The 26,479-nt window shown below is 58.5% G+C and carries 23 protein-coding genes; 16 read left to right on the top strand and 7 right to left on the bottom strand.

What is annotated here, in order from left to right:
* Positions 1–62: 62 nt before the first annotated feature.
* Entirely contained in the window at positions 63–1,283 is a 1,221-nt protein-coding gene (locus tag ABIZ35_RS24680) for an Ig-like domain-containing protein (protein WP_348222591.1), read from the bottom strand.
* A gap of 247 nt (positions 1,284–1,530) precedes the next feature.
* Here ABIZ35_RS24680 and ABIZ35_RS24675 point away from each other — a divergent pair, with 247 nt between their 5' ends.
* Both ABIZ35_RS24675 and ABIZ35_RS24670 read left to right on the top strand, forming a co-directional pair.
* Positions 1,531–2,502 (top strand): glycosyltransferase family A protein, encoded by a 972-nt coding sequence (locus ABIZ35_RS24675; RefSeq protein ID WP_348222590.1) that lies wholly within the window; start codon positions 1,531–1,533, stop codon positions 2,500–2,502.
* The gene (locus ABIZ35_RS24670; RefSeq protein WP_348222589.1) at positions 2,499–3,563 is read left to right on the top strand and encodes a polysaccharide pyruvyl transferase family protein; all 1,065 of its coding nucleotides are present in this window, start codon (positions 2,499–2,501) and stop codon (positions 3,561–3,563) included. Before ABIZ35_RS24675 ends, ABIZ35_RS24670 begins: the two co-directional genes overlap by 4 nt.
* Before the next feature lie 88 nt (positions 3,564–3,651).
* Here ABIZ35_RS24670 and ABIZ35_RS24665 read toward each other — a convergent pair whose 3' ends face one another.
* The 4 genes from ABIZ35_RS24665 to ABIZ35_RS24650 form a co-directional block, all read right to left on the bottom strand.
* The gene (locus ABIZ35_RS24665) at positions 3,652–6,546 is read right to left on the bottom strand and encodes an aconitate hydratase (RefSeq protein ID WP_348222588.1); all 2,895 of its coding nucleotides are present in this window, start codon (positions 6,544–6,546) and stop codon (positions 3,652–3,654) included.
* Positions 6,547–6,985: 439 nt separating this feature from the next.
* Entirely contained in the window at positions 6,986–7,258 is a 273-nt protein-coding gene (locus ABIZ35_RS24660) for a hypothetical protein (RefSeq protein WP_348222587.1), read from the bottom strand.
* Between the two features lie 10 nt (positions 7,259–7,268).
* The gene (locus ABIZ35_RS24655; RefSeq protein WP_348222586.1) at positions 7,269–7,691 is read right to left on the bottom strand and encodes a hypothetical protein; all 423 of its coding nucleotides are present in this window, start codon (positions 7,689–7,691) and stop codon (positions 7,269–7,271) included.
* Between the two features lie 279 nt (positions 7,692–7,970).
* Positions 7,971–9,188, bottom strand: a complete 1,218-nt coding sequence (locus tag ABIZ35_RS24650) for an acyltransferase (protein WP_348222585.1) — start codon at positions 9,186–9,188, stop codon at positions 7,971–7,973.
* A gap of 219 nt (positions 9,189–9,407) precedes the next feature.
* Between ABIZ35_RS24650 and ABIZ35_RS24645 the strand changes: the two genes are divergently transcribed.
* From ABIZ35_RS24645 to ABIZ35_RS24610, 8 genes are all read left to right on the top strand, one after another.
* Positions 9,408–9,887 (top strand): Rrf2 family transcriptional regulator, encoded by a 480-nt coding sequence (locus ABIZ35_RS24645; protein WP_348222584.1) that lies wholly within the window; start codon positions 9,408–9,410, stop codon positions 9,885–9,887.
* A gap of 25 nt (positions 9,888–9,912) precedes the next feature.
* Positions 9,913–11,361 carry a Fe-S cluster assembly protein SufB gene (gene sufB, locus ABIZ35_RS24640; protein WP_348222583.1) on the top strand — a complete coding sequence of 483 codons (1,449 nt, stop codon included), beginning with the start codon at positions 9,913–9,915 and terminating at the stop codon, positions 11,359–11,361.
* Between the two features lie 107 nt (positions 11,362–11,468).
* The gene (locus ABIZ35_RS24635) at positions 11,469–11,666 is read left to right on the top strand and encodes a hypothetical protein (RefSeq protein ID WP_348222582.1); all 198 of its coding nucleotides are present in this window, start codon (positions 11,469–11,471) and stop codon (positions 11,664–11,666) included.
* A gap of 39 nt (positions 11,667–11,705) precedes the next feature.
* Complete coding sequence (sufC, locus tag ABIZ35_RS24630) at positions 11,706–12,476, top strand: Fe-S cluster assembly ATPase SufC (RefSeq protein WP_348222581.1); 771 nt, start codon at positions 11,706–11,708, stop codon at positions 12,474–12,476.
* A gap of 14 nt (positions 12,477–12,490) precedes the next feature.
* Positions 12,491–13,819 carry a Fe-S cluster assembly protein SufD gene (gene sufD / locus ABIZ35_RS24625; protein ID WP_348222580.1) on the top strand — a complete coding sequence of 443 codons (1,329 nt, stop codon included), beginning with the start codon at positions 12,491–12,493 and terminating at the stop codon, positions 13,817–13,819.
* The gene (locus ABIZ35_RS24620) at positions 13,819–15,069 is read left to right on the top strand and encodes a cysteine desulfurase (protein WP_348222579.1); all 1,251 of its coding nucleotides are present in this window, start codon (positions 13,819–13,821) and stop codon (positions 15,067–15,069) included. Before sufD ends, ABIZ35_RS24620 begins: the two co-directional genes overlap by 1 nt.
* Positions 15,066–15,503 (top strand): SufE family protein, encoded by a 438-nt coding sequence (locus ABIZ35_RS24615; protein ID WP_348222578.1) that lies wholly within the window; start codon positions 15,066–15,068, stop codon positions 15,501–15,503. The genes ABIZ35_RS24620 and ABIZ35_RS24615 overlap by 4 nt, the downstream gene beginning before the upstream one ends.
* 209 nt (positions 15,504–15,712) lie before the next feature.
* Complete coding sequence (locus ABIZ35_RS24610) at positions 15,713–16,045, top strand: SUF system Fe-S cluster assembly protein (protein WP_348222577.1); 333 nt, start codon at positions 15,713–15,715, stop codon at positions 16,043–16,045.
* A 64-nt stretch (positions 16,046–16,109) separates the two neighbouring features.
* Here the strand turns inward: ABIZ35_RS24610 and ABIZ35_RS24605 are convergent, their stop codons facing one another.
* Positions 16,110–17,267, bottom strand: a complete 1,158-nt coding sequence (locus tag ABIZ35_RS24605; protein ID WP_348222576.1) for a GNAT family N-acetyltransferase — start codon at positions 17,265–17,267, stop codon at positions 16,110–16,112.
* Positions 17,268–17,458: 191 nt separating this feature from the next.
* Between ABIZ35_RS24605 and ABIZ35_RS24600 the strand changes: the two genes are divergently transcribed.
* From ABIZ35_RS24600 to ABIZ35_RS24580, 5 genes are all read left to right on the top strand, one after another.
* Positions 17,459–18,811: a DUF58 domain-containing protein gene (locus tag ABIZ35_RS24600; protein WP_348222575.1), complete on the top strand. Its 1,353-nt coding sequence runs from the start codon at positions 17,459–17,461 to the stop codon at positions 18,809–18,811.
* On the top strand, positions 18,808–20,826 hold the full coding sequence (locus ABIZ35_RS24595) for a transglutaminase-like domain-containing protein (protein WP_348222574.1): 2,019 nt from the start codon (positions 18,808–18,810) through the stop codon (positions 20,824–20,826). The genes ABIZ35_RS24600 and ABIZ35_RS24595 overlap by 4 nt, the downstream gene beginning before the upstream one ends.
* 2 nt (positions 20,827–20,828) lie before the next feature.
* Positions 20,829–21,812 (top strand): MoxR family ATPase, encoded by a 984-nt coding sequence (locus ABIZ35_RS24590; protein WP_348222573.1) that lies wholly within the window; start codon positions 20,829–20,831, stop codon positions 21,810–21,812.
* A 184-nt stretch (positions 21,813–21,996) separates the two neighbouring features.
* Positions 21,997–22,338 carry a prepilin-type N-terminal cleavage/methylation domain-containing protein gene (locus ABIZ35_RS24585; RefSeq protein ID WP_348222601.1) on the top strand — a complete coding sequence of 114 codons (342 nt, stop codon included), beginning with the start codon at positions 21,997–21,999 and terminating at the stop codon, positions 22,336–22,338.
* On the top strand, positions 22,335–24,851 hold the full coding sequence (locus ABIZ35_RS24580; RefSeq protein WP_348222572.1) for a DUF6805 domain-containing protein: 2,517 nt from the start codon (positions 22,335–22,337) through the stop codon (positions 24,849–24,851). The genes ABIZ35_RS24585 and ABIZ35_RS24580 overlap by 4 nt, the downstream gene beginning before the upstream one ends.
* 199 nt (positions 24,852–25,050) lie before the next feature.
* On the opposite strand, the gene ABIZ35_RS24575 is transcribed toward ABIZ35_RS24580, so the two are convergent.
* Positions 25,051–25,467 carry a globin gene (locus tag ABIZ35_RS24575; RefSeq protein ID WP_348222571.1) on the bottom strand — a complete coding sequence of 139 codons (417 nt, stop codon included), beginning with the start codon at positions 25,465–25,467 and terminating at the stop codon, positions 25,051–25,053.
* A gap of 261 nt (positions 25,468–25,728) precedes the next feature.
* On the opposite strand from ABIZ35_RS24575, the gene ABIZ35_RS24570 reads away from it, so the two are divergent.
* Complete coding sequence (locus tag ABIZ35_RS24570) at positions 25,729–26,340, top strand: superoxide dismutase (protein ID WP_348222570.1); 612 nt, start codon at positions 25,729–25,731, stop codon at positions 26,338–26,340.
* The last annotated feature ends 139 nt before the right edge of the window (positions 26,341–26,479 follow it).

Below are 26,479 nucleotides of genomic sequence, written 5' to 3'. Positions count from 1 at the left end.
CATGCGGCCCATTCCAAGCTCGGCGCCGCGACGCCCATAAAGGAGCAGCCGGCGCCCAATATTTATTCGTAGCTTACGATGACGTGCTCCAAGCCCCAACTCTCATCGCCAATTGTCTGGTTTTGATTCGAACTGAATTGGATCTGCGTGCTGCTGCTCGTATGATCGAATTCCTTAACGATCTGATAAACGGAAGTCATGGATAGTCCCGTATTGGTAACGTATCCCAGCGTATTGACTTCCGACGCTCCAGTGAGGAACGGATGCTTGCCGCACAGCGCGGAATTCGTACTGTAGGTGTCAGGATAGGCTTGATAGAACGCTGCATTATTCGCAATCGTCGGATTGAATACGCCGTTGTCATGGCTGAATGTCGTCACGAATGGGGTGGAGTTTCCTGTCAAGGAAAGCGTCCAAACATCCGGGCCGAAGCCGGAAGCCGCCGAAGCATTGCCATCCATGGTGCGGATAATAAACAGCGTGAAACCGACCTTCAGTTTTGTGTGCGCTGGAACATTTGCCAGAGACAGTGTGGCGCTGCCTTTCCCGAACTGCCCAAGGAACCAGCGTGCGCCGGTGGGAGTTCTTGACCGATTCGTAGGGGACCATTCCGCTCCAGGCGCTTTGGAAAAATCACTCTCGTAGAAGATCGTACCAGTCACGGGAATCGTGGTTCCCGTTGTGGCTCCTCCCGTGGTCGCCCCAGTAGTAGACCCAGTCGTGCCGCTTGTCGTCGTCCCTGTGGTTCCGCTCGTGGTTGATCCGGTCGTAGTACTCGTTGTCGCGCCCGTCGTGGCTCCCGTCGTGCTGCCGGTGGTCGTTCCCGTGGTCACGCCAGTCGTGCTGCCTGTCGTGCCGCCCGTGGTGTTGACGGCGACAACAGTAATATTCGCCGTCTTGGACTGATGAGTCGTCGTTTCTGTAACGGTTACGACAGCCGCCCCCGGCGCCACGCCAGTTACGGTCACTCGATCATTTGATGCAGAGATGGTCGCAACGGAAGGATTGCTGGTGCTCCAGCTCCAATTCGCCGTGCCGACGTAGGTGGAATTACTATCCGCCAGCAGCCCCGTCACGACAATCGTGCCGCCAACGGTCAGTGTAGCCGCCTCCGGTGAGATGTTAACACCGGGAACACTACCCACTCCGCCCGTTGTGGAGCCGGTCGTCGATCCCGTCGTTCCGCTGGACGCGGATCCACCGCCGCCGCCGCCGCATCCGACCAGAGCGATTGCGGCAACCGTCGCCGCCGCCATACAAGTTGCCTTGAGAATGTTCTTCATCAATTGGAAATTACCTTCTGTACTGCCGCACCGTCACGATTCATGAAAATCGTATAACAGACTACGTTAACAATACTCGTGAGATACTGCATGGGAGGTCAGGAAGACTGCTGAGTTCGGCGATCTTCATGCCCGTGCGCTGTCAAACCGGTATTTATTATACAGCATAATGGCTCACTGCTTAACTGTAAAAAAACCGGTATTTTTTATGCGCCTGCCCTCTAAGAAGTATGATAAGATATAATATATGTCGCGATCTCCCATGATTTCCGTACTGCTCTGTACGGCGGGCCGCTCATCGACGATTTCCGCGTGTGTCAGGCGCATCTTAGATGCGCCGCTCCATCTTCGCGAACTCATTGTTGTCGACCAAAACCAGGACGATGAAGTCAAAGCGCTTCTCGAAGAATTTCAGGCCGATCCACGCCTCAGATATTTTCATCTCTCTCAGCAGAATAAAGGGCACGCACTGAACTTTGGCGTCAGAATTGCGACGGAGGACATTGTCGCGATCACAGATGACGATTGCCTCGTCGCACCGGACTGGCTGAGAGAATATCAGAAAGTATTTCAGGAGCACCCCAACACGGCGGTGGCGTTCGGGCGTGTCGTCGCGGCGCCGCATGAAGCCGGCATGGGATATATTCCTGACAGCAAAATCACCCGTAATCGCCGCTATACATCCCTGCGCGCGCTCAATCAAGCGTGCGGCATCGGCGCAAACATGGCGGTGCGCCGAAGTCTGGTTCTCCCATTCGGAGCCTTCGATCCGTCGCTCTCTCCCGGCGGTCGCTTTCATGCAAGTGAAGACAGAGACATCAGTATCCGCAGCGTACTGAATGGCTATGAAGTCCACGAGCTGGCGGAAAGCACCGTCGAGCACTTAGGATTTCGTGATTGGGATCAGGGGCGCCTGCATACCCATCAAGACTGGGTGGGAATCGGCGCGATGTGCTCAAAACTGACCCGGCGCCATGGCTGGACATCTTGGCCGCTTACAATGGAGATTGTTCTGTGTAAGTCTCTACTGCCGTGTGTCCTAGCCACATTGAGGCGAGAAAATCCTAAGGGATTTGTGCGAGTTACAGCATTCGTCTGGGGGTTCCGTGAGGGCTGGAAAACCAAGACGGATCCAAACACTCTGCTATTTCATACTCACGGAGCGCTGACTGATCGAGAGTATCTCGCAGAGGCGCATAGGAAAGCTCAGACACTATGACCGAGATCGTTCGTAAAATTACCGACCTTATTCGTACCGTTGGTGTCCGCCGCCGCGCATTGCGGACCCGTAAGCCGATTATCGGCTACATTGGCTGGTCGGGGCACGGCAATTTGGGCGATGACGCGATGTGGGAAGCAGCCCGGAACACTCTGCCCAATCATGTGCTGCTGCAATACGACGCGCCGCAGCGCGAAAAGCTGCTCGCGCGTTTTGGATTGTCGGGACCGCGATACTTCCGATCCGTCATCCTGGGCGGCGGAACGCTCATTTCGCCGAGGTTCTTTCCGCCAGTTGTGGAATCGGCGCTTGATCAGGGAATTCTGGTCTGGTCCCTCGGAACCGGCGTCGGCAGCTCCGGATTCGAGATGGAGCCCGACGTAGATCTGACCGACTGGAAGCGCCTGCTCAGCCAGATTCCGCATTTAGGCGTGCGCGGGCCGCGATCGCTGGATAAACTCTCGACACTGGGCATCTCCCACTCCGTCGTGATCGGTGATCTGGCGCTATCTCTGACGCAGGGCAAGCCGCAGCCGCCGACAAAGTCGTTTGTCGTTAACATCGCCGCTTCCGATCAAACGGCGAAGGAAGAACGGCAGCTGTTCGCGGCGGTCATCCCCACCCTTTCACGTCTCGCAGCGCAGGGATGGACTCCCATTCCCGTTGCGATGACCGACTCGGACATCGCGCCGACCGAACGCCTGATGCGCCATATTACCCCTGCCCCAACCGCCGTAAGACGTCTCGCCACGTCTCAGGAATTCTTTGAGGCCGTAAGCCCATGTGCGTTCACGATGTCCGTACGCCTGCACGGCGCCGTACTTTCCTGCTGCGCAGGCGTTCCGCCGATCATGCTGGGCTACCGGGACAAATGTCTCGATTTTATGGAATCGATGGAGCTGGAGCAGTTCTATATTCCCTGGGAAAGTATAACGGAGGAGATGTTCGCAGAAAAAATCGCAATGCTCGAAGATCTTCCCACGGAAATCCGTCAGGAAATTCTCAGCCGCGCGCATATATGGAAAGACCGCCAGGAAGCGTTCATCAAATCGCACGTGTAGCGACATAAATAGACGCCTGCTCCAAAACGCAATGGCCGCATGAAACCATTCATGCGGCCATTGCGTTGGATAACGCGAGATCCGAGGCTTAGGAAGCGTTGATCAGCTGGCGAAGTACGTACGGCAGAATACCGCCGTGCAGGTAGTAATCAACCTCGATCGGCGTATCGATACGCAGCAGGACTGGAATTTCCTGAGTTTCGCTGTCCTTCTTGTGGACCACCAGCGTCACTTTTAGGCGCGGCGCGAGGCCGGCTTCCAGGCCCAGCAAGTCGAAGGTCTCGGAGCCGTCCAGTCCCAGCGACTGCGCATTGGCGCCGTCGATGAATTGCAGCGGCAGGACGCCCATTCCCACAAGGTTGCTGCGGTGGATACGCTCGAAGCTCTCCGCGATGACCGCCTTGACGCCCAGTAGGTTCGTTCCCTTCGCCGCCCAGTCGCGCGAGCTTCCGGTGCCGTACTCCTGGCCCGCCAGGATGATTAGCGGAACGCCCGCCGCCTGATACTTGATCGAGGCGTCGTAGATGCTCATTTGCTCGCCGGCCGGATAGTGCACGGTCACGCCTCCCTCAACGCCGGGAACCATCTGGTTCTTGATGCGCACGTTGGCGAAGGTGCCGCGCATCATGACACGGTCGTTGCCGCGCCGCGAGCCGTAGCTGTTGAAGTCCTGCGGCTCGACGCCCTTCTCCTGAAGGTACAGGCCTGCGGGAGAAGACGCCTTGATCGCGCCGGCCGGACTGATGTGGTCCGTGGTGACGGAGTCGCCGAAGATCGCGAGCGGCCGGGCGCCCTTGATATCCTTGGCCGTTCCCGCATCCATGCCGAACTTATCGAAGTACGGAGGATCCTGGATGTAGGTCGATTGCGAATCCCAGTCGTAGACCTGACCGGTGCTGCTCGGAACTTCCGCCCAGAGCGGATTCTGCTCCGTGAAGTTGCTGTAGAGCTTGCGGTAGGTCTCGGGATCGTTCGCCGCCTGAAGCGCGTCGCCGATCTCTGCGGAGGTCGGCCACAGATCCTTCAGGAAGACATCCTCGCCTTCTTTGTCCTTGCCGATGGCGTCGGTCGTGAGGTTGATATCCACGCGACCGGCCAGTGCGAACGCGACGACCAGCGGGGGGCTCATCAGGAAGTTCGCCTTGACGTTCTGATGGACGCGCGCCTCGAAGTTGCGGTTGCCGCTCAGAACGCTCGCGACGACCAGATCGTTCTTGGTGATCGTTTCTTCCAGATGCGGCTCCAGCGGCCCGGAGTTGCCGATACAGGTCGTACAGCCATAGCCGACGGTCTGGAAGCCCAGAGTGTCGAGATACTCCTGCAATCCCGTTTTCGTCAAATACTCAGTCACGACGCGTGAGCCGGGCGCCAGAGAAGTCTTCACCGACGTACGGATCGTGAGGCCCTTCTCAACGGCCTTCTTCGCGACTAGACCGGCGGCGAGCATGACGCTCGGGTTCGATGTGTTGGTGCAGGACGTGATCGCCGCAATGACGACGTCGCCGTGGCTCAGGCTGGAAACCGTGTTCGGGAACTCGCCGCTCGGGATCTCCTCGACGCGGTCCGGCGTGGGACGGTTCTGCATCATCTCGATCTCGGTAATGACGCTGGTGTCCTTATCGCTTTCCAGCGCATCGTGTCCTTCGGGCTGAGTTTCTTCCGCCTGCTCGCCGCCGCCCGTCAGAGGCAGCGACTTGTGCAGCGATCCCTCGGCCACGCCGGACAGCACCACGAACTTGCGATTGATCTCCGCAAGGGTCTTGTTATAGCCGCTATCCGCGATCGGCTTTTCCATCAACTCTCGGAATTTCGATTTGACATCCGTGAGATTGATACGATCCTGTGGACGCTTTGGACCAGCGACGCTCGGCTCCACGGTCGAAAGCTCCAGGGAAAGCTGGGAACTGTACTCGATATCGCCGGCGGCGGGCATACCGAACAGGCCCTGCGCCTTGAAGTATTCGCGGAACGCGCTGACCTGATCCTCGGTGCGGCCCGTGTTGGTCAGGTAGCGACAGGTTTCTTCGTCCACAGGGAAGAAGCCCATGGTCGCGCCGTACTCAGGCGCCATGTTGCCGATGGTCGCACGGTCCGTGAGCGAAAGCGACGCCGCGCCTTCGCCATGGAACTCCACGAACTTACCGACGACCTTCGCCTTGCGCAGCATCTCGGTGATCGTCAGAACTAAGTCCGTCGCGGTCACGCCGGGGTTCAGCTTGCCGGTCAGGTTGACGCCGACAACGTCCGGGGTCAGGAAGTAGACCGGCTGCCCAAGCATGCCCGCCTCTGCTTCGATGCCTCCAACGCCCCACCCGACGATGCCAAGTCCATTGATCATCGTCGTATGCGAATCCGTTCCGACCAGAGTATCGGGATAGAAGACGCCTTCTTTCTGAAGGACGCCCTTGGCCAAATACTCCAGGTTGACTTGGTGAACGATGCCGATCCCGGGAGGAACCACGCTGAAGCCGTTGAAGGCCTGCATGCCCCACTTCAAAAATTGGTAACGAGCCTGATTGCGCTTGAACTCGATCTCCATGTTCAATTGGAGCGCGTTGCTGACTTCGGAGTAGTCCACCTGCACCGAATGGTCGATAACCAGATCGACGGGCACGAGCGGCTCGATCATGCTCGGGTCCTTGCCGAGGCGCGCAACGGTGGAGCGCATGGCGGCGAGGTCTACCAGCAGCGGAACACCGGTGAAGTCCTGGAGTACGATGCGCGCAACGATAAACGGAATCTCCGCCGTCCGCTCGTCGTTTGCGCCCCAGTTGGCGAGGTTCTTCACGTCTTGTTCGTTGATGCGCTTGCCGTCCACGTTGCGCAGGACCGATTCCAAAACGATGCGAATGCTGACCGGCAGTTTGGAGATGGGGCCGACACCCGCCTTCTCCAGCTGCGGCAGCGAGTAATACGTGCCCGTCTTACCCGAGCCATAGGTAAAGGTCTGGACAGTGTCGTAAAGATTGTGAGCGTCTGACATGGTTGCTTGACCGTCCTTATTAGAATGCGCGACGCGCGATGCGAGGGTGTGAAAAGTTTGGAAGTTCCGTTCATGAGTATAGCAAAGCGGAATCCGAAAGGTCAAGCAAAAAACGTTCTGAATTGCAATGCACTCGAAAGACACGAAATGCATAGTTGACAGGGACCAAGTCTATAGTCGCGGAAATGGATTATCCCAATCGATCTTGTAATTGCCAATCCGCGTTTTCCGTTCACCTAACGAATGAAATTCGCCGGTCCGAGGCATATGTGTCCACACTGCTGCTTGATCTTGATCGGAAAAGCCAGTTGGTGTATATCGTGATAGATGAGGCTGCAATACCTTGGCGGCAATCAGCAGCACCATGGAGATCGCTGCAAGAACACTAAAAGACAGGCGCAATTATTTTCTTCATGGGCGGTTATCTATTGCCAACGTCTTAATGCCCAGTGCTTGAAGGCGGTGGCGGCCAAACATCATCCAACGCCGTCGTATTGTCCTCGAAGTTGATGGGACGCCTCAGCCTTTCGCGCCATACCGCGACAATAATTCCCACAGCTGCCCCGACGACGCTCATAGGCCCTACCAAAATCATCAACCATCCTGCTCCAAGATCAGAATCGACGCCGCAAAATAACATCAAGACTTGTTCGATCAGAACAGTCAGGATCACGCCAAGGATACAGCCGGCAACGCCGCAAATGAGTTTCATGTCGTCTTCTTTAACGGGAATACATCTCGATTTTCCAAACCTTCCATTGATGATGAGCTCCTTCCTGGCGGAAGTACACATACCACCAAGTCCCCGCGCAGACTTTGCCTACGAGCGCCGGGCCTAAGGGAGTTCCATACTCCGGAGCCTTGGCGCTGAGAGAAGCTTCAATACTTCCGCGATAATCTATTTTCGTATCTTGCACGATATGCTGAAGCTGATGGGCGATGGGATGAGATTTTAAGCGCGCGACTTCGGACTTGGTCAGATCGACCTCTTGATCGTGATGGACTGCTGGGCCAAAATCATCAAGATCGAAATCGCCGTCGCTGGCCTTCTGAGGTGTGCGCTTGATGGGGTGATCCGTGATCGCCGATGACGCCCTCGCGTCAAACTCTCGCTTGACTAGGATTAATCCGCTGGAGGATGTCATCGTGGACAGGGATTTCCAGTTCCCCGTTTCGAGCGCCGCAAGAGCCTTCCGTGTGGCAGCGGTAAATTCGCGATCCGCGTTTTTCGCGAAGGCTCCTGTAGGATCAACCAGACTAAAAAGCATTATCAGCAAAAGAAACAAGCAGAGTCGGCAAGAGGCCATTCGGTACATTTTTCGGTTCCTCTGCGCCAATGCCGTCACCAGCTTAGGGATAATATTGCGACGAATACGAGAGAACGGCTTCGATTCAAAATTATCCCCTGCGTTCTTGGGCGTAGTTTACGGCGCAGGCGACAGCGCGGCGTCACGCTCGGTTTCGGCTATCGTTTCCTTGCGCCGGGTGTTGAGGAACGGGCGCTCGAAGGCGAGGAAGAAGAGGTAGCATGCGCCGAGGATCACGGGTGTTCCGACGATCAGCATAATTAAGAACTCGCGGAAGGTGTTCTGGTGCAGCGGGTGGACAGCGAACTTCCAGAAGAGCTGCATCAGCGGAGCGTGCATCAAGTAGATCGAGTAGGCGAAGGTCCCCATGAACACCAGCGGACGCCATGAAAAGAGGCGCGCCGCCCAGGCGTGCGGGCGGACGCTGATCCAGATCAGGAGAGCCATACAGGCGAGTCCGATGAAAAAGCTCATGAACTGCCGCGGCAGGTCGATCCCGAGCTTTGCCGGAAGAGCCATCATCACAACAAACAGCGCCAGAGCCACGGCCGTGACGGCGCCCCAGTTCATGCGGTCACGCCACTCATTCAGGCGCGCGTCGCCGGAGAAGACGATGTGCGCGGCCAGCATCCCCATTGCGAAAAGACCGAGGTAATACGGCGAGCAGCCTTGCCAGGTCGTATCGACGATCTGACGGCTGGCGAGCGGCGAAAGGTACATCGCAAGCCAGAAAAGATAGGATGCGACGACCGTAACGGCTGTTGTGAGGACGGGGCCGAAACGCCGAAACGCGAACACCAGCAGCGGGAACAGGAAGTAGATGCGCCACTCCACGGAGACGGACCAGAGCACGGGATTGATCTTCGCGTTGCCAAGGATATCCTGAAGCAGAAAGACGTGGATCCAGATGTCCTTAGCGACGACGGGAATGGCGATGTCCCAATGCGATCCCGAGGTTTCGCCGATCCACAAAGCGATGAACAGCAGAGAGACAGCAATGGTCGCGAAGTACGGCGGCAGAATGCGCCGCGCTCGCTTCTTATAAAACGCCAGAGCGGTTCCGCGCAGAAATCCGTCGCCGCGCGCCACGGGCAGCATCAGACAAAAACCAGAGAGGACGATGAACAGATCCACGGAGAGATGTCCAAAGTTAAAGATTTTCGTCAGCTTCATCGCAACCGACGGGCCGCCGGCCAGCGGCGACTGCAAGTACATATGGTGTAGGAGAACGTAAATCGCGGCAAAGGCGCGAAGTCCATCTAAATACCCGAGATGAATTTTCGTATGCTTGGGAGAGAGAGGAGAAACGGGCGTCTCCGTCGGGGAAGTGGACATTAACATACTCCTATTGATAAATTAGGCCGTGCAGAATCCATGCCAAAATCATGAGACAATTAATTTCGATCGCTCAATTATCCGCCTTGTGAATACGCCGGCATTGAATTTACGCCTCCATCGCCACTCGTCTTGACAAAGGCCCTTCCAAAAAAGGTATACTAAAGCCGACCTATTTAGTCGGTAATTGAGAAAGCTCGGGCGCGTGAACATGACGATATGCTGGCGTTAAGCAAGAAGGCGGATTATGCTCTGAATGCGCTGCTCTACCTGGCGCATGTTGAGGGCGGGCGGGCCGTGACGATGAAGGAAATCGCCGTCACCTTGGAGGCGCCCACGGAGCTGCTGGCGAAGGTGCTGCAAGCGCTGGCGCGGGCGGGCATTTTGACGGCGGTGCACGGAAAGTTCGGCGGATACCGACTGGCGCAGGAACCGTGCGACATCAGCGTGATCCGCGTGATGGAGACGATTGACGGACCTCTGGCGATTGCTTCGTGTCTCCGCAATGAAGGCGTCCCCTGTGTGCAATTACAAAAGTGCCGTATCCGTCAGCCGATGGCGAACATCAATGCGCGCATCCGAGGCGTCTTGGCGGAGATCTCTGTGGCGCAGATGTGTACGGATTGCGGCGAGCGAGAGGCGCAGGAACCGGCGGAGCCGCCTTCAGAACGGGAACCGGAGCAGTTTATTCAGGATTGAATTAGTTTAGCAAGGATATGAGATTATGACGACTACCGAAACAGAAACAATCGAGGCTCTTGCCAACAAAGAGTACAAATACGGCTTCGTCTCCGACATCGACGCCGACACCATCGCCGCCGGCCTGAATGAGGACGTCATTCGGCTGATCTCCGCGAAAAAGAATGAGCCGGAGTTCATGCTGGAGTGGCGGCTTAAGGCGTATCGCCACTGGCTCACGCTGGAAGAGCCGCACTGGCCGAACGTCAAGTACCCGCCCATCGATTACCAGGAAACGATCTACTACTCGGCCCCAAAGCCCAAGAAGGTCCTGAACAGCCTCGACGAGGTGGACCCGGATCTGCTGGCGACGTTCGAAAAGCTCGGTATTTCCATCGGCGAGCAGAAGCGCCTGACCGGCGTCGCCGTCGACGTCGTGTTTGACAGCGTTTCCGTCACCACCACGTTCAAAGAGAACCTGGCCGAACTGGGCATTATCTTCTGCTCCTTCTCGGAAGCGGTTCAGAATCATCCCGACCTGATCAAAGAGTATCTGGGCTCAGTTGTTCCCTACTCGGACAACTACTTCGCGACGCTGAACTCCGCCGTCTTCAGCGACGGTTCGTTCTGCTACATCCCGAAGGGCGTCCGATGCCCGATGGAGCTGTCCACCTACTTCCGCATCAACGCCGCGAATACCGGCCAGTTCGAGCGCACGCTGATCATCGCCGATGAAGGCTCGTATGTCAGCTACCTCGAAGGCTGCACCGCGCCGATGCGCGATGAGAACCAGCTGCACGCCGCCGTGGTCGAATTGGTCGCGATGGCCGACGCGACGATCAAGTACTCCACCGTTCAGAACTGGTACCCTGGCGACAAAGAGGGTAAGGGCGGAATTTATAACTTCGTCACCAAGCGCGGCAAGTGCCAGGGCGCCAACTCGAAGATCTCCTGGACCCAGGTCGAGACGGGATCGTCGATCACCTGGAAGTACCCGAGCTGTATTCTTCTGGGCGACAACTCGATCGGCGAGTTCTACTCTGTTGCTCTGACCAACAACAAGCAGCAGGCCGACACCGGCACCAAGATGATCCACATCGGGAAGAACACCCGCAGCACGATCGTCAGCAAGGGCATCTCGGCCGGCAACGGTCAGAACACCTATCGCGGCCTGGTCCGGATCAACCCCGGCGCGGACAACGCGCGTAACTATTCGCAGTGCGACTCCATGCTGCTCGGCGACCGATGCGGCGCACACACCTTCCCGTACATCGAGGTGAAGAACCCGAGCGCGAAGGTCGAGCACGAAGCGTCCACATCAAAGATCGGCGAAGACCAGATCTTCTACTGCAACCAGCGCGGCATCTCCACCGAGGACGCCGTCAGCATGATCGTCAACGGCTTCTGCAAGGAAGTCTTCCGCGAATTGCCAATGGAGTTCGCCGTGGAAGCGCAGAAACTGCTGGGAATTAGCCTGGAAGGCAGCGTGGGGTAAGACATTTAAGATGGCCCCTCCGCCCCAATTCTGGGGGACCCGATTTTGGACTGCGGCATTTTCAGGTCCCCCAGAATTGGGGCGGAAGGGCTGTCCTAACGCTAATTATGCAAACCCTCATCGGCGCACTCGGCATCTTAGGCAAACTGCTGGGCCGCCTGATCGCGGTAATGACCGTCGGTCCCCCGGGGCTGATGTCGCTGCCTGCCGAACCGAAGACGCCGCCGATGAGCGTGGAAGAAATTGTACGGGAAGCGCAGCGGCGTGACGAACTCGCCGCAAGCAAAGACGCTTCCGAGAAGTGATAGTATTTTCGTAAATTATCGATCCAAGAAGGACAGTATATGTTAGAGATCAAAAACTTAGAAGCGCGCGTCGAGAGCAAGCCGATCCTGCGCGGCATCGACCTGACCGTGAAGGCTGGCGAAGTCCACGCGATCATGGGTAAGAACGGTTCGGGCAAGAGCACGCTCGCGAACGTTCTGGCGGGACGCGATGCTTATGAAGTCACCGGCGGAACCGTGACCTTCGAAGGACAAGACCTGCTGGATCTGTCCCCGGAAGAGCGCGCGCATGCGGGGCTGTTCCTGGCGTTCCAGTATCCCGTGGAAATTCCCGGCGTCAATAACACCTACTTCCTGCGCGCGGCGCTGAACAGCATCCGACGCAGCCGAGGGCAGGACGAGCTGAACGGCGCGCAGTTCCTGAAGCTGGTCCGCGAGAAGCTGAGCGTTCTGCACATCGACCAGAGCCTGCTGAATCGCCCGGTCAATGAAGGTTTTTCGGGCGGCGAAAAGAAGCGTAACGAGATCTTCCAAATGGCCGTCCTTGATCCCAAGCTCGCCATTCTGGACGAGACGGACTCAGGTCTGGACATCGATGCTCTGAAGAGCGTGGCTGAAGGCGTCAACACCCTGCGCAGCCCGGAGCGCGCCGTGATCGTGGTTACCCACTATCAGCGCCTGCTTAACTACATTGTCCCGGACTACGTTCACGTCATGCTGAACGGCCGGATCGTGAAGTCGGGCGGCAAGGAATTGGCGCTGGAGCTTGAGGCGGACGGCTACGACAAGATCGAAGCCGAGACGCTCGAAGCGCAGCCGGCCCTGGTATAAGAAGCGAGGCCCTTATGACGGACGTGATCGATTCTTCCTATAACAGCTATCTGACCGCCTTCACCGAGACGCCGGACAGCAATATTTCCGCCGATTGGCTGGAGCCCGTCCGTGAGGATGCGCGCCGCGCCTTCTCCCGGATCGGCTTCCCGACCCGGCGCGAGGAGGACTGGCGCTACTTCAGCGTCTCCCCCATCGTTGAGACGCCCTTCAAGCGCGCAACCGAAGGCCCTGGAACCCTGGACCGCGCGGCGCTCGCGCCGTACAGTCTCGAAGGCGGGATCGGCACGCAGCTGGTATTCGTGAACGGCGCTTACGATGCGTCGCTCTCGACCATTGGCGAGCTTCCGACCGGCGTGACGCTGACGACGCTTGCCAAGGCAATTGCCGAACAGCCTGAACTAGTCAAGCAGCATCTGGCCCAGACCGCCAAGTTCGACAATCACGCCTTCGTGGCGCTGAACACGGCCGCCATGGGCGACGGCGTGTTCTTCCACATCGCGCGCAATGTCGTTTTTGAAACGCCGATCCACTTGCTGTTCGTTTCGCAGGCCGGCGCCGAGGCGACGGTCTCCCACCCACGCAACTTGTTTATCGCGGATGAGAACAGCCAGGCGACGCTCATCGAAAGCTACGTCGGCGTCGGCGAAAACGTGTACTTCACGAACGCCGTCACCGAGGTGGTTTTAGGCGCTAACGCCGTAATTGACCACTACAAAGTGCAGCGCGAGAGCGCCACGGCGTTCCACGTGGCGACGATGGAGCTGACGCTTGGCCGCACGGCGAACTTCACCTCCCATGCGGTGACGCTCGGCGGGTCGGCGTCGCGCAGCGATGTCAACGCCTTTTTGGGCGCGGAAGGCATCGTCTGCACGCTGAACTGCGTCTACTATGGCAACGACCGACAGGTCATTGACAACCATACGTCGATCGACCACGCCTTCCCGCACTGCGACAGCCACGAGATCTACAAGGGTATCCTGGACGGAAAGTCGCGCGGCGTGTTCAATGGCAAGATCTTTGTCCGCGAGGACGCGCAGAAGACGGACGCCAAACAGACGAACCAAACGCTACTGCTCTCCGACGATGCGCAGATCAACACCAAGCCGCAGCTGGAGATCTTCGCGGACGACGTCAAGTGCACCCACGGCGCCACGGTCGGACAGCTCAGCGACGAAGCCTTGTTCTATCTTCGCACACGCGGTATCCCCGTAGCAGACGCGCGCAATCTTCTGACCTACGCGTTCGCGAGCGATATCGTTTCGCGGATCAAGGTCGACGCCCTGCGCACACAGATCGACCGCCTCTTGCTCGCCCAGAATGACCTGGAGGGAGTTTCGTAATGAGCAGCGCCGCTCCGCAAACAGCCAAGGGATACGATGTCCAGGCGGTTCGGGCCGATTTCCCGATCCTGCACACCCAGATGCACGGCAAGCCGCTTGTGTATCTGGACAACGCCGCCACGACACAGAAGCCGCAGTTGGTGATCGACACTCTCATGCGTTATTACACGGAAGAGAATGCGAACATCCACCGCAGCCCCCACCTGCTTGCGGAGAAGGCGACGCGCGCTTATGAAGGCGCGCGCGTGAAGATTAAGAACTTCCTGAACGCCGAGGACGCGCACGAGATCATCTTCACGCGCAACGCGACTGAAGGCGTGAACTTGGTCGCGTCTACCTACGGCCGCCAGAACATCGGCGCCGGCGATGAAATTCTCATCTCGACGATGGAGCATCACTGCAACATCGTCCCCTGGCAGATGCTCTGCCAGGAAAAGGGCGCCAAGCTTCGTGTGATCCCGATCAACGACGCCGGCGAGCTTCTGATGGACGAGTTCGACAAACTGCTCGGCCCGCGCACCAAAATCGTCGCGATCGTACATATGTCGAATGTCCTGGGCACGATCAACCCGATCGAAGAGATCATCGCGAAGGCGCACGCGCAGGGCGTTCCCGTCCTGATCGACGCCGCCCAGTCAGCCTATCACATCCCAATCGACGTGCAGGCGCTGGACGCCGACTTCTTGGTACTGAGCGGCCACAAGCTTTACGGCCCCACCGGCATCGGCGTGCTCTACGGCAAGGCCGCCCTTTTGGAGGCGATGCCACCCTACCAGGGCGGCGGCGACATGATCGCCACCGTAACCTTCGAGCACACCGAATACAACGACTTGCCCTATAAGTTCGAAGCCGGCACTCCACACATCGCCGGCGCGGCCGGACTCGGCGCCGCCGTCGATTATATTCAAAGCCTGGGCGTCGCAAACATCGCCGCCTATGAGCACGAATTGATGGAGTATGGCAACGAGGCTCTCTCGCAGATCGAAGGGTTCCGGATGATCGGGACGGCTAAAAACAAGGCGAGCGTTTATTCGTTCACGCTCGGTGACATTCACCCCTTGGAGATCGGCACTCTTCTCGACCGCCAGGGTATCGCCATCCGAACCGGACAGCACTGCGCCCACCCCGTGCTTCAGCGTCTCGGCGTTCCCTCGACCGCACGCGCTTCGCTGGGCCTTTACAACACACGCGAGGAGATCGACGCGCTGGTCGCGGGCCTGCGCAAAGTTCAGGAGTTTTTCAGCAAATGAGCACGACGCAAACGCAATCCATCGCGGCCACGCAGGACGAGATCATCGGCGACCAGTCCCTCTTCGAGGACTGGACCGAGCGCTACGGCTACGTGATCGAACTGGGCCAGGCGCTTCCCGCCCTGCCCGACGAGTTCAAGACCGACGCCAACAAAGTGCGCGGCTGCCAGTCCCAAGTCTGGATTCACCCGACGTTAAACGACAATGTCGTCACCCTGCAAGCCGACAGCGACGCGCCCACCGTGCGCGGCTTGATGGCGATGCTCGTGCGCCTCTACTCAGGCCACACGCCCGAAGAAATCGTCGCCAAGAACCCGGATTTCATCAACCGCTCCGGGTTAGAGGAAAACCTTTCCATGGTCCGCGTCAACGGCATGCGCGCGGCCGACAAACAGATCAAGAAGTACGCGCAGGCGTTTATTGATGGGGCGTAGGATTAAGTTACGACACGAGGCGCCGGCGGTTGAAACCGCGCCTAGAAGTGCGCCAAAATCCACCTTCGTGGATTAAATGCCAATTATCTACAATCGAGACAAGCCGCTAGATGCATTTGCAACCCACGCAGGTGGGTTTCCGCGCTCTTGCAGGCGCGGTTTTAACCGCCGGCTCTTAAGACGCCGCAGCAACAACGGGAAATAACACCATGGCAGAACAACGAACACGCGTGTATCCGCTCGCGATCGAAGCGGAAGTGATCGAGATGCTCCGCACGATTTACGATCCGGAAATTCCGGTCAACATCTACGAAATGGGCCTGATCTACGAAATCGACGTCGACGAATACGGCGTCGTCGATATCAAGATGACCCTCACGTCCCCCGCCTGCCCCGTCGCCGGATCGCTTCCGGGCGACGTCGAGCAGAAAGTGCGGCAAGTGGAAGGCGTCACGGATGTCCAGGTCAAACTCGTCTGGGAGCCATCGTGGAGCATGGACTTAATGTCCGAAGATGCGAAATTAGAACTTGGCTTCTTCTAAGCCACACAGAAACAAAAGGGGGACGGACGCTGTGCAGCGTCCGTCCCCCTTTTGTTTGCGGCGATCACACATGATCCGGAAACGGGAAGTACAGCGGCGCGGGGAACCATGCATGCGCCAATTGCGACTGGTTATTCCCTTCGAAAAACCCATCCATTGGCGCGGCGCCGAACAGAAATTGGTAGATGTCCATTCCGCGCAAAGTCACATCGGGAGCTCGATCGGTCGTCTCTACGGCCACGCTGCCGCCGGCGATGGAGATTGTGTGATTTCCGAAAAGATCGGAACCGATGATCATCTCTCCCTCCGGCAGAGAACGATAGCTTGCTTTGAGCGTCAAGAATGCCTCGACTGTGCGGGCGAAGTTAAAAAAACGATAGTTGCCGGCGTTTTCCAGCACGTAGTTTTCACAAATTCGGATCGCAGCGGCGAGCTTGCGCGGCTCGTGAGGCGGCAGGAACACGGTCGCGCTTTCGCCGGGGCGGTTGGCTGTGACTGAGTGGATGATATCTGCAAACGCGTTCTCGTCCGCGACGAGAATTTCTCCGATGGTCGCCCCATTGCGCGTGAAATAACCAGATACTTCGCCATTTTGGTCGAAGATCACATAGGGAACGGACATGCCGGTGCGCAGGGCGTCGACGAATTTTTCGCGCGGCCTCTCAATATGGGTAAACTGCGCGGCGTGTATCGCATACGCTTTGCCGATGACTTCAGCGCTTTGCGCCGCCATCTCTTCCAATCGATACCCACTGTTCCCCATGCGCTTGGCGGTGTGCTTGACGCTGGCGGGAGTGAAGTGGACGGCGCAGGCGGCGCCGCAGGGTTCGTACCCAAAGTGCTGGTAGCGCTGCCGCTGCCCGGTCAAAAACGAGAAGTCCATACCCTCATTCGCCATATCGGCGACGGCGGCGTTCATCAGATCCACCATGTATCCCTTGCCGCCATGGTACTTGTGCACGGCGACGTTTCCCACCCCAGCCACGCGCAGGGAGATGTCGCCGATGCAATATGTCATGGGGAAGACACCGACGGCGGCGCGGATACGGCCGTTTTCCCGAAGGACGTATTGCTGCGCCATGCTGGCGTCGGTCGGCTCGTACATCTTGGGGCCGAAGGCGCGGAAATCCGTGGGAGCGTGCGCCATGCTGAAGACGAGGCTGATGAAGTCCATCAACTCTTCGTAATCGCCTGCGGTCAGTCGGGTGATCTCATGGGACATGGGAAGTTCTTTCTCCAATATTTAAACAGCAGTATGCTCTTATAATACCTTGCGCCGCCGCAAACCCGTAAACGCTTTCGACACGTAATAGAGGTATTCGACTCAAATACGGAACCGATCAGGCGCATCCACGTTATAATGATAAATCGCCACGGACTGCCCGCGCTTCGCGGCGCGCCGGAGAACTGAACATGCAAGCCGCCCCGCGCGACCGCGCCGTCGCCCATCAAAACACGCTGCACCTGAACGACGAGATCCCTCCGCTCTCGAACTTTCCGAACACCAAGGATATCGCGCAGCACCCCCTGTTTCGGGGAGAAATCTCGCGCTTTCTGTGGCGTCTCCTGACCCTGCGCTTCACGCGCACAGGCCGATGGTTCATCGGCGCGACTTTGATCTTTACTGCTTATGGCGCCATCTCGCTGGAGCTTCAATCGTATGTACTGTTCTGTTACGCCATCGGCCTCTGGGTGGCGGCTTCCGCCTATCGTCTGCTAAGCCGCCCGAATGTGACCGTTCAGGCAAAGCATCCCAACCGAGCGCGGGTCGGTGAAACGATCACCGTTGATGTGACCGTCACACAGACCGGGCGGTTCGCGGGTGTGGACCTCGCCCTGCTGCCGCACTGGCTGCCGCAGGCGGTGGACGCGGTGCAGGAAGAAGGCGTGGGTCTGCCGCCGCTCACGCGCGGCAAGAGCGTACACGCCCGCCTTCAATTGTTCTGCAAGCAGCGCGGATTGCAGCCGCTCAAAGGGTATCGCGTGGAGACGGATTTTCCGTTTGGATTGATCCGCGCGTATCGCACTTTCTATCAGCCGCAGAACTTATTGGTCTACCCGGCGTTTCACCCACTGACAAATTTCGATGTGCCGACCGGCAGCCGCTATCAGCCCGGCGGCGTGGCGCTGGCGTCGCACCAGGGCGAATCGTTCGAGTTTCTTGGCAATCGCGAATATGTGGAAGGCGACAATGTCCGCGACATCGATTGGCGCGCGACGGCGCGCCTCAGCCGCCCGATCATCCGTGAGTACCGAGAGGAGTATTTCTTCCGGGTCGGCGTGGTGCTGGATACTTATGTCGCCGGTGGAGCGAACACAAAAGAGCGCGCGGCGGACTTCGAGCGCGCCGTCTCCCTATGCGCCGCTGTCAGTGATTACATGGCGCGGCAGGACTATATCGTCGATATCTTCGCCGCCGGCCCCGATCTTTACCATCTGACCGCCGGACGAAGCCTCGCGCACTTAGATCAGATTCTGGACATTCTGGCGTGCGTCGAGCCCGGCCCCGCCGAGCCGTTTGAAGTCCTGGAGCCGGAGCTTCAGGAAAACCTGTCGCGGATCACCACGGTGATCTGCGTCTTTCTCAACTGGGACGAGACCCGCCTCGCCTTCGCGCAGCGGATGGCGCAGGCGGGCGCGGGGGTCAAAGTGATCATCGTACGCAGCGGCGCCTGCACGATGGACCCCAGCGGCGGCACAGCGTTTACCGGCCCCATTCCCATCATTGACAAGGCGGCGTTCGACGCCGGCCCGGAGGAGCTATGACCACCGCCACGGCTCCCGCGCCATCTCCGAAAACTTTGTTCCGGCTTCCCTGGTCCGCCGAAGCCGCGATCTTCGTCGCCTACGCGGCCTTACTGATCAACGATCAGCGGTACGCATTGATCGGCGCGTTCGCGGTGCTGCTGCACATCTCACGCTACTTCGCGCTGCGCATTCCGCAGCGTTCGTGGATCGCATGGATCATCCGGATCGCCGCATACGGCCTGATCGGCAGCACTGCGGGCCGAAACGATCAGGGCAATGTCAGCCTGTTCGACCCGGCGACCGTCGACGCATTCGGCGTCATCTGCGCCGTGGAGATCGTCATTCAAATGTGGCGCGAGCGCCCCGGGGGCAGCCCGCCGGGAGCGATCACCATCGCCCTCGCCGCGCTGGTCCTGTCCGCCGCCTCCACAACCTATGACACGACGTATATCCGATGGCTGGCGCCCATCTACATCCTGTTTACCATGCTCTCGCTCCGCTCCTATACGCGCCGCCAAAGCGTGGGACAAGTTGGCCCCCCTTCGCGTCCCAATTGGCGCGTGCTGGGGGCGCGCGGCGTGGCGCTGCTGCTTGGATTAGGCGCGGGCGCCGCCGTTTACTCGGCGTTTGTGGTCTACCACGACAAGATCAACTCGATCGGCGAGAATGTCCTGACGCACACCCGCGCACCCGAGCGCAGCGCGCTGTCGTCGTCGCCAAGTCTTGGAGACAGTTTCGACAACGACGGCTCCCCCAGCCGCGTGCTGCGTATCAAAAATTTGAGCGGCGTCGCGCACCTGCGCGGATTGGTGTTCGATACCTACAACCACGGAAGCTGGAGCCCAACGCTGGAAGCGCGCAAGTTCTTCCCCGCCGGCGACAGAGTGCTCCTGCCGAACGCCCGAGGAGCGCGCGCGCATGTCACCTGCTTCGCGGACGGACTGCATATCCTGGTCGCGCCGCTGAGCGTCGCTGGCGTCGGCGGTCCCGAGTTGGGCGCTATCGAACGTTCGGCGGAGATCGGCAATCCGCTCAAGACGGATGTCGGCGCTCCGTACTATTACGACCTGATCCTGCCCCCGAACGAAGAGAACCAGGGAATATTCTGCGTCCCGCCCACGCCCGAAGAGCGCCGCCGCTGCCTGAACGTGCCGCCGGAGATTACGCCCGAAGTGCGCGCCCTGGCGCAAAAAATCGCAGGGAACGAGCCGGACGACCGCGCAAAAGTACAAGCGGTCACAAACTACCTGATCTCGAACTACTCGTACAGCCTCAACGTGCATATCGGCAAAGGGGATAAAGTCTCGGAATTCTTGCTGCACCAGAAGGCGGCTTATTGCGAGTACTTCGGCAGCGCCGCAGTCATCTTGTTACGCTGTGTCGGCGTGCCGAGCCGCTACGCCACGGGATATTACGCCCATGAAGGGGAAGCCGGCGGCGAGACTGTGGTCCGGCAGCGCGATTCGCACGCCTGGGCCGAAAGCTGGATCGAAGGCGTCGGCTGGGTTACCGTGGACGCCACGCCCGGAGGCGGCCGCCCGGACAAGCTTTATCCCGATACCCCCGCAGGCATGAAGATCTGGGAGACGCTCGCGGACAAAATTACCGATATACGCGAATGGCTCGCCCAGTTTAGTCCCGCCGTGCTCGGCGGCGCCGCCTTCGGCCTTCTCCTTCTGTATGCCGGAGCGCGCGCGCTGCTCGCACGCCGGCGCGGCGGCAAGACTGCTTTGCGCGAGAACGATTACACGCCAATCGACGAGGAGCTGAGACAGATCGCAGCCCGCTTTGAGACTGTGCTCAAACGCGTCAACGCCCCCTGCCCTCCCTCCCGTCCCTGGGGAGAGCATCTCAAAAAGCTCACCCAGCTGCCCAAAGCCGAGCAGCCAGACCTGGACTTCGAACGCGCGGACGATTTCGTCCGCTGCTATAACCTATTGCGCTTCCGCCGTGACGCCGATCCGGCTCTGCGGCGCGAGACGACTGATTTGATCGACACTTTGGAGAGAGGACTCACAGGTTCACGAAGATGACAATGGAAATCGAACGCAGCACAACACCGGGAGCCGCCGCGGCTTTGACGCAGTCCGAGTTCGCGGAAATCGTGAGCCGTGTCGAAGAGAATTTGGGATTGGTGATCCGGGGCAAATCCGAAAGCATTCGACTGGTCATGGTCGCTCTGCTCGCCGGTGGCCATGTCCTGCTGGAAGACGTTCCCGGCACAGGCAAAACAACACTCGCGAAATCGCTCGCGCGCTCGATCAGCGGGATCTTTCGGCGTATCCAGTTCACGCCCGACTTGCTCCCAGCGGACATCACCGGCACGAGCTTTTACCGCCCGGCGGATGGCACGTTCGAATTCCGCGAAGGCCCGGTCTTCGCAAACGTCCTGCTCGCCGACGAAATCAACCGAACCTCGCCGCGCACGCAGTCGGCCTTGCTGGAAGTCATGAGCGAGAACCAGATCACCATCGAAGGCCGCCGCAAAGACCTGCCCCAGCCTTTCTTCGTGATCGCCACCCAGAACCCAACCGAGTTCCACGGCACCTATCCCCTGCCCGAAGCGCAGCTCGACCGCTTCGCTGTCCGCGTGACCATGGGCTACCCGGACATTGCCCACGAGATGGAGATCCTCACGAGCCACCACGACCAAGATCCATTCGACGCCCTCAAGCCCCGCGTCAACGGCGAGGACATTCTCGCGATGCAGGAACGCGTCAAAACGATCAAGTTCGACACCAGCGTCGCCGAATACGTGCTTAAAATCGTGGACGCCACCCGCAAAGACGCCCGCCTCCGCCTCGGCGTCTCCCCTCGCGGCTCACTCACACTGTATCGCACCGCCCAGGCCCGCGCCGCCATCGACGGCCGCGACTTTGTCCTTCCCGAAGACGTCCGCGCCCTCGCTATTCCCGTGCTGGCGCACAGAATTATGCTGGATACGAAGGCAAAGTATGGCGGCGTACAGCCGAATCAGGTGATTGAGGAGATTTTGGAGACGGTGGCGGCGCCGAGGTAAAATCCCCCATACCATCAGCCTCTAAAGCCCAAGAGTGGCCTTTCCCTGCTTCAAACCTGCAGGCGAGAAAGGCCGATCTTGGGCTTATGTGCTTTTTGAATGAACGCTTGACAAGCAAATAAAGCAGTGATATAATCGTTTAACTCAAGCTTTTACTAATAATTTCCCGAAAGGGCTTCTTACCATTAATTCGCCGAAACATAAGTGTGCGGGCTTCACTCTCATTGAACTACTCGTTGTTATCGCAATCATCGCAATTCTCACCGTAATCCTCTTCCCTGTTTTCGCCCAGGCTCGGGAGAAGGCAAGAGCGATCTCCTGCGCAACCAGCACGCCCCTGGAGGGAATGGCCGTCGCGAGACATCAGGGTCGAACGAACATCGTCTTCTGCGACGGTCACGCCAAATCCATGACCCTGGGCGCCCCGCTCAAGACATCGAACCAGACCACATCGACTTGCGGAACATGGGAAACTCCCCCCAACCATTGCAGCCTGGTCTATTTCACGCGAGCCGACGGGCAATGATGATCACGAACTTCCAATCACAAGTCCAATGTCTGCTTTACGCCGCGATCACGCTGTCCTTGCTGACTGTTCCCGCCCACGGAGCGAATACAAAACGCGGCGAGACGAATATCCTTGACCAGAGAGCGCTCGCAACCGGTCATTTTGGCCATGACGCTCCGTGGTATCAGGAGAATATCCCGTTCTTTGATTGCTCGGATCCCAAAATTACCGAGATCTATTACTATCGCTGGAAGGTCTACAAGTCGCACCTTCGGGATTTGGGCGCTCGTGGTTACATCGTCACCGAATTCCTGGACGATGTCAGCTGGTCCCTCAAGCCCTATGAGAGCCTGAACGACGCCACGGGCTTCCACATCCACGAAGGCCGCTGGCTTCGGGATCGGCGCTACATGGATGATTATATCGACTTCATGTATCACGGCGGCAACGACCGGCATTTCAGCGAGGCGATTGCGGACGCCGCCTACTCCCAGTATCTTGTGGGTGCGGACCGTGAGTTCGCCGTCAAGAACTTGGAGGAAATGAAGCGTATCTACCAGATGTGGGATGACCATCGGGACGCCGCCAAAGGGTTATATTATATCGAGCCGCTGCTGGACGCCACGGAATACACAATTTCGTCCATCGACGCCTCGGGTGGGAAGGATGGATTTGGAGGCGGCGAGGCGTTCCGTCCGACGATCAACAGTTTCATGTTTGCCAATGCCCTGGCCATCAGCCGGCTTTCCGCGCTGGCAGGAGACGCGAAATCCGCGCGGGAATTTGCTACCAAGGCCGCGACTCTTCGGGACCGGACTCAGCAAGATCTTTGGAGTGAGGATTTCCAGCACTTTATCGACCGCTATCAGGTCAGCAATCAATTCGTACACTATTGGAGTTTCATCCGAGGAAGAGAACTTGCGGGCTACACGCCCTGGTACTTCGAGCTGCCTAGTCAGAACCCCAAATACGCGTCTTCGTGGCGTCACATCCTCGATCCCGATCGTTTGGGCGGCCCAGCTGGAATCCGAACGGTCGAACCTTCGTACGAGTACTATATGCGGCAATACCGATACGACAGGGAGGATGGGCAAGATAAAAAGGAGTGCCAGTGGAACGGCCCCAGCTGGCCATTCCAAACCACGCTGACACTGGGCGGCCTCGCGAACTTCTTAAACGACTACCCGAAACAAAGCGTCATCAGCAGCGACGATTACGTGCGCCTGCTCCGTCAATACACCGAGCAGCACTACCGGGATGGGCAGCCGGATTTGCAGGAAGACTACGACCCGAACACCGGGCGGGCGATTGTCGGCCTGAACCGAAGCCACCATTACAACCATTCCGGCTATGACGACCTCGTCATCACGGGGCTGGCGGGGTTACGTCCCCGCGCCGACGATATTCTGGAGGTCAACCCTCTCATCCCCACAGCCTTGAAGTCTAAGAATCCGATCACCTATTTCTGTCTGGAGAACGTGGCGTACCATGGTCGGCTAATCACCATTGTGTATGACCAGGACGGGAAACACTATCACCGGGGCTCTGGATTGTCCATTTGGGCGGATGGGCGGCTTTTGGTGAAATCGGCGCCGCTCGGACGGAAAACGGTGAAGCTCCCCAGGCAGGCAGCGCCGCTTCGCCGAAACAGTCCGCAACCTGCCAATCTGGCGGTGAATCTAACTCGAAACGGCTTCCCTGTCCCCAGCGCCTCCGCAAACAGCGATGCTGCGAATCTCTATCAGGCTATCGACGGCCGTGTTTGGTACTACCCGGAAGTGCGCAACTACTGGACCAACCTCGGCTCGCAAAGCAAGAGCGATTGGTTTAGCCTCGACTTAGGAAGCGTCAAAACCGTCCATTCCGTGCGCCTTTATTTCTATGGCGACGGCGTGAAGTTCAAGGCGCCCGTGAGCGCCGTGATCCAATACTGGACAGGAAGCGAGTGGAGGGACGCGCCCGGAGGCAAGAATGCGCCGCAGAGTCCCGTGGAGAATGGCGAGACGACGATCTCTTTCTTGCCTATCAAGACATCTCGTCTGCGTGTGGTCTTCCCAAATTCGGATAAGGCCGCAGTCGCACTGGTGGAGATAAAAGCCTACGGACCCCAGGTTGTCGCATCCCCGGAACGAATAGCGCCCGTTCCAGTGACGGGCCTGCCGCTCGAACTCGATGGCTTGCAGGGAGAAAACTCACGCACCGGCGAATTCAACGGCAAACGATGGCGTGACGCCGAAAATGGAGGCTTCTTCGCCTTCAATCTCAAGGTTGCGCCAAACACCGCGAACTCGCTTGTGGTGACTTATTGGGGAAGCGACGCCGGCAACCGACGCTTTGACATCCTGGTGAACGGAACGCATCTTGCGGAACAAACGCTGGAGAACAACCAGCCCGGTGAGTTCTTTGATGTGTCCTATCCCATCCCAGCAGATCTCACGCAAGGAAAACCCAGCGTCACCGTGCGCTTTCAAGCCAAGCCCGACGCGATCGCCGGCGGAGTATTTGGGGCGCATATCTCGGCTGGCGGTTAAAACCGCGCCTCTAAGAACGCAGAAACCCACCTGCGCGGGTTACATCATCGCAACCGATATCGCCTAGCAGAAACGTTTTATTCGTCGGTATCGTCAAGGGATATGTAGTCCCCGCAGGGGACTTCCGCGCTCTCGGAGGCGCGGTTTCAACCGCCTGCCGCCACACGCGAGGACTGCGGCGCAAGAGGAACAAATTGCATTACTCTGTATGGGGAACGGGCCGTACCGACGGGACCTCGTTCTTGTTCACCAAAAACGCGGCCGAGCTTTCAAAGTAGTCCAGCAAAATCTGCCGAAACGGCGCAAACTCGGGCGTGGCGTCCACGCCGGCCATCATGTGCGTCATCCAGGCTTCTTTTTCGGCTTCGCCGATGGTGAATGGAATATGCCGCATACGCAGGCGCGGGTGGCCGCGCTGGTCGCCGTATTGCGTGTGGCCGCCGAAGCGCTGGATCAGAAAGAGGGCCAGATGCTTTTTGGCGTCGGTCATATCCTTGGGGTACATCGGGCGAATCAGCGGCTCGTTTTCAATTCCCTGGTAAAACGCTTCTACTAAGGCGTAAAACGGAGCGTCGCCGCCGACTTTTTCGTAAATCTCGACTGTTGGGTCATCCATGGGATAATTATACCTTGCGAAGTGTCGAGGAGTTTTGATAGTGAATTTCTTGCAAACGGGGAACTCATCTCGTTTGTTTTGCCGTTATCGGCTTACGCGCCTCTCAGCGAGGGTTTCAATTCAGAGGCGCGCCCGGTATAATTACGGGTGGCTTTTGGCGCCGAAGCAGGCGCCCCGCCGGTGGGCTGAAGCCGATCGGACGGCAGATTTGAAATTTTCGCTGAAAGCATGCATACGACAGATCTTGTTTGGAGGAAAACGATGCCCCAGGTATTACCCGCCCTGACCTATGCGTTCAACGCCCTTGAGCCGCACATCGATGCGCAGACGATGGAAATCCATCACGACAAGCATCACGCCGCCTACGTGAACAACTTGAACGCCGCGATCGAGAAGCATCCCGAACTTGGCGACAAGACGGCGGAAGAGCTGATCAAGGACCTCGGCGCCGTTCCCGAAGACATCCGCACCGCCGTCCGCAACAACGGCGGCGGCCATGTCAACCACTCCCAGTTCTGGGAAACTCTGACCCCGGGCGGCGCGACCGCCCCGACCGGCGCGCTGGCGGACGCCATCGACGCGACCTTCGGCAGCTTCGACGCCTTCAAGACCGCCTTCAACGACGCCGGCGTCAAGCGCTTCGGCAGCGGCTGGGCGTGGCTCGTCAAGGGTGCCGACGGCAAGCTGGCGATTGTCAGCACCCCGAACCAGGACAACCCGATCTCCGAAGGCCACCTGCCGATCCTCGGCAACGATGTCTGGGAGCACGCGTACTATCTGAAGTACCAGAATCGCCGCCCAGAGTACCTGGGCGCCTTCTGGAACGTCGTCAACTGGGACATCGTCGGCGCACGCTTCGACGCTGCTGCTTAATCGATCTCAGAATTCGAGGGACGCGGGCATTATCCTGCGTCCCTTGTTTTGTTTGGGGCTTAGGGCCCTGGCATGTGTCCCGGTTATGAAACCCGGGCCTGGGAGCCTTCGGCTAAGCGTCCGTGCCGGACGCAAATGC

The sequence above is a fragment of the Capsulimonas sp. genome, from assembly GCF_039929585.1.
Classification (GTDB): Bacteria; Armatimonadota; Armatimonadia; order Armatimonadales; family Capsulimonadaceae; genus Capsulimonas.
Note: the sequence above shows the minus strand (reverse complement) of the source record. Positions and strands in the feature narration are given on the sequence as shown.

Coding starts and splice junctions, on each gene's coding strand:
- ABIZ35_RS24675 (WP_348222590.1), top strand. CDS start 1,531: ATGTCGCGATCTCCCATGATTTCCGTACTGCTCTGTACGGCGGGCCGC.
- ABIZ35_RS24610 (WP_348222577.1), top strand. CDS start 15,713: ATGGCAGAACAACGAACACGCGTGTATCCGCTCGCGATCGAAGCGGAA.
- sufC (WP_348222581.1), top strand. CDS start 11,706: ATGTTAGAGATCAAAAACTTAGAAGCGCGCGTCGAGAGCAAGCCGATC.
- ABIZ35_RS24595 (WP_348222574.1), top strand. CDS start 18,808: ATGACCACCGCCACGGCTCCCGCGCCATCTCCGAAAACTTTGTTCCGG.
- ABIZ35_RS24665 (WP_348222588.1), bottom strand. CDS start 6,546: ATGTCAGACGCTCACAATCTTTACGACACTGTCCAGACCTTTACCTAT.
- ABIZ35_RS24605 (WP_348222576.1), bottom strand. CDS start 17,267: ATGTCCCATGAGATCACCCGACTGACCGCAGGCGATTACGAAGAGTTG.
- ABIZ35_RS24570 (WP_348222570.1), top strand. CDS start 25,729: ATGCCCCAGGTATTACCCGCCCTGACCTATGCGTTCAACGCCCTTGAG.
- ABIZ35_RS24655 (WP_348222586.1), bottom strand. CDS start 7,691: ATGACATCCTCCAGCGGATTAATCCTAGTCAAGCGAGAGTTTGACGCG.
- ABIZ35_RS24615 (WP_348222578.1), top strand. CDS start 15,066: ATGAGCACGACGCAAACGCAATCCATCGCGGCCACGCAGGACGAGATC.
- ABIZ35_RS24580 (WP_348222572.1), top strand. CDS start 22,335: ATGATGATCACGAACTTCCAATCACAAGTCCAATGTCTGCTTTACGCC.
- ABIZ35_RS24645 (WP_348222584.1), top strand. CDS start 9,408: ATGCTGGCGTTAAGCAAGAAGGCGGATTATGCTCTGAATGCGCTGCTC.
- ABIZ35_RS24680 (WP_348222591.1), bottom strand. CDS start 1,283: ATGAAGAACATTCTCAAGGCAACTTGTATGGCGGCGGCGACGGTTGCC.
- ABIZ35_RS24635 (WP_348222582.1), top strand. CDS start 11,469: ATGCAAACCCTCATCGGCGCACTCGGCATCTTAGGCAAACTGCTGGGC.
- ABIZ35_RS24670 (WP_348222589.1), top strand. CDS start 2,499: ATGACCGAGATCGTTCGTAAAATTACCGACCTTATTCGTACCGTTGGT.
- ABIZ35_RS24660 (WP_348222587.1), bottom strand. CDS start 7,258: ATGAAACTCATTTGCGGCGTTGCCGGCTGTATCCTTGGCGTGATCCTG.
- ABIZ35_RS24600 (WP_348222575.1), top strand. CDS start 17,459: ATGCAAGCCGCCCCGCGCGACCGCGCCGTCGCCCATCAAAACACGCTG.
- ABIZ35_RS24650 (WP_348222585.1), bottom strand. CDS start 9,188: ATGTCCACTTCCCCGACGGAGACGCCCGTTTCTCCTCTCTCTCCCAAG.
- sufD (WP_348222580.1), top strand. CDS start 12,491: ATGACGGACGTGATCGATTCTTCCTATAACAGCTATCTGACCGCCTTC.
- ABIZ35_RS24575 (WP_348222571.1), bottom strand. CDS start 25,467: ATGGATGACCCAACAGTCGAGATTTACGAAAAAGTCGGCGGCGACGCT.
- ABIZ35_RS24620 (WP_348222579.1), top strand. CDS start 13,819: ATGAGCAGCGCCGCTCCGCAAACAGCCAAGGGATACGATGTCCAGGCG.
- sufB (WP_348222583.1), top strand. CDS start 9,913: ATGACGACTACCGAAACAGAAACAATCGAGGCTCTTGCCAACAAAGAG.
- ABIZ35_RS24590 (WP_348222573.1), top strand. CDS start 20,829: ATGGAAATCGAACGCAGCACAACACCGGGAGCCGCCGCGGCTTTGACG.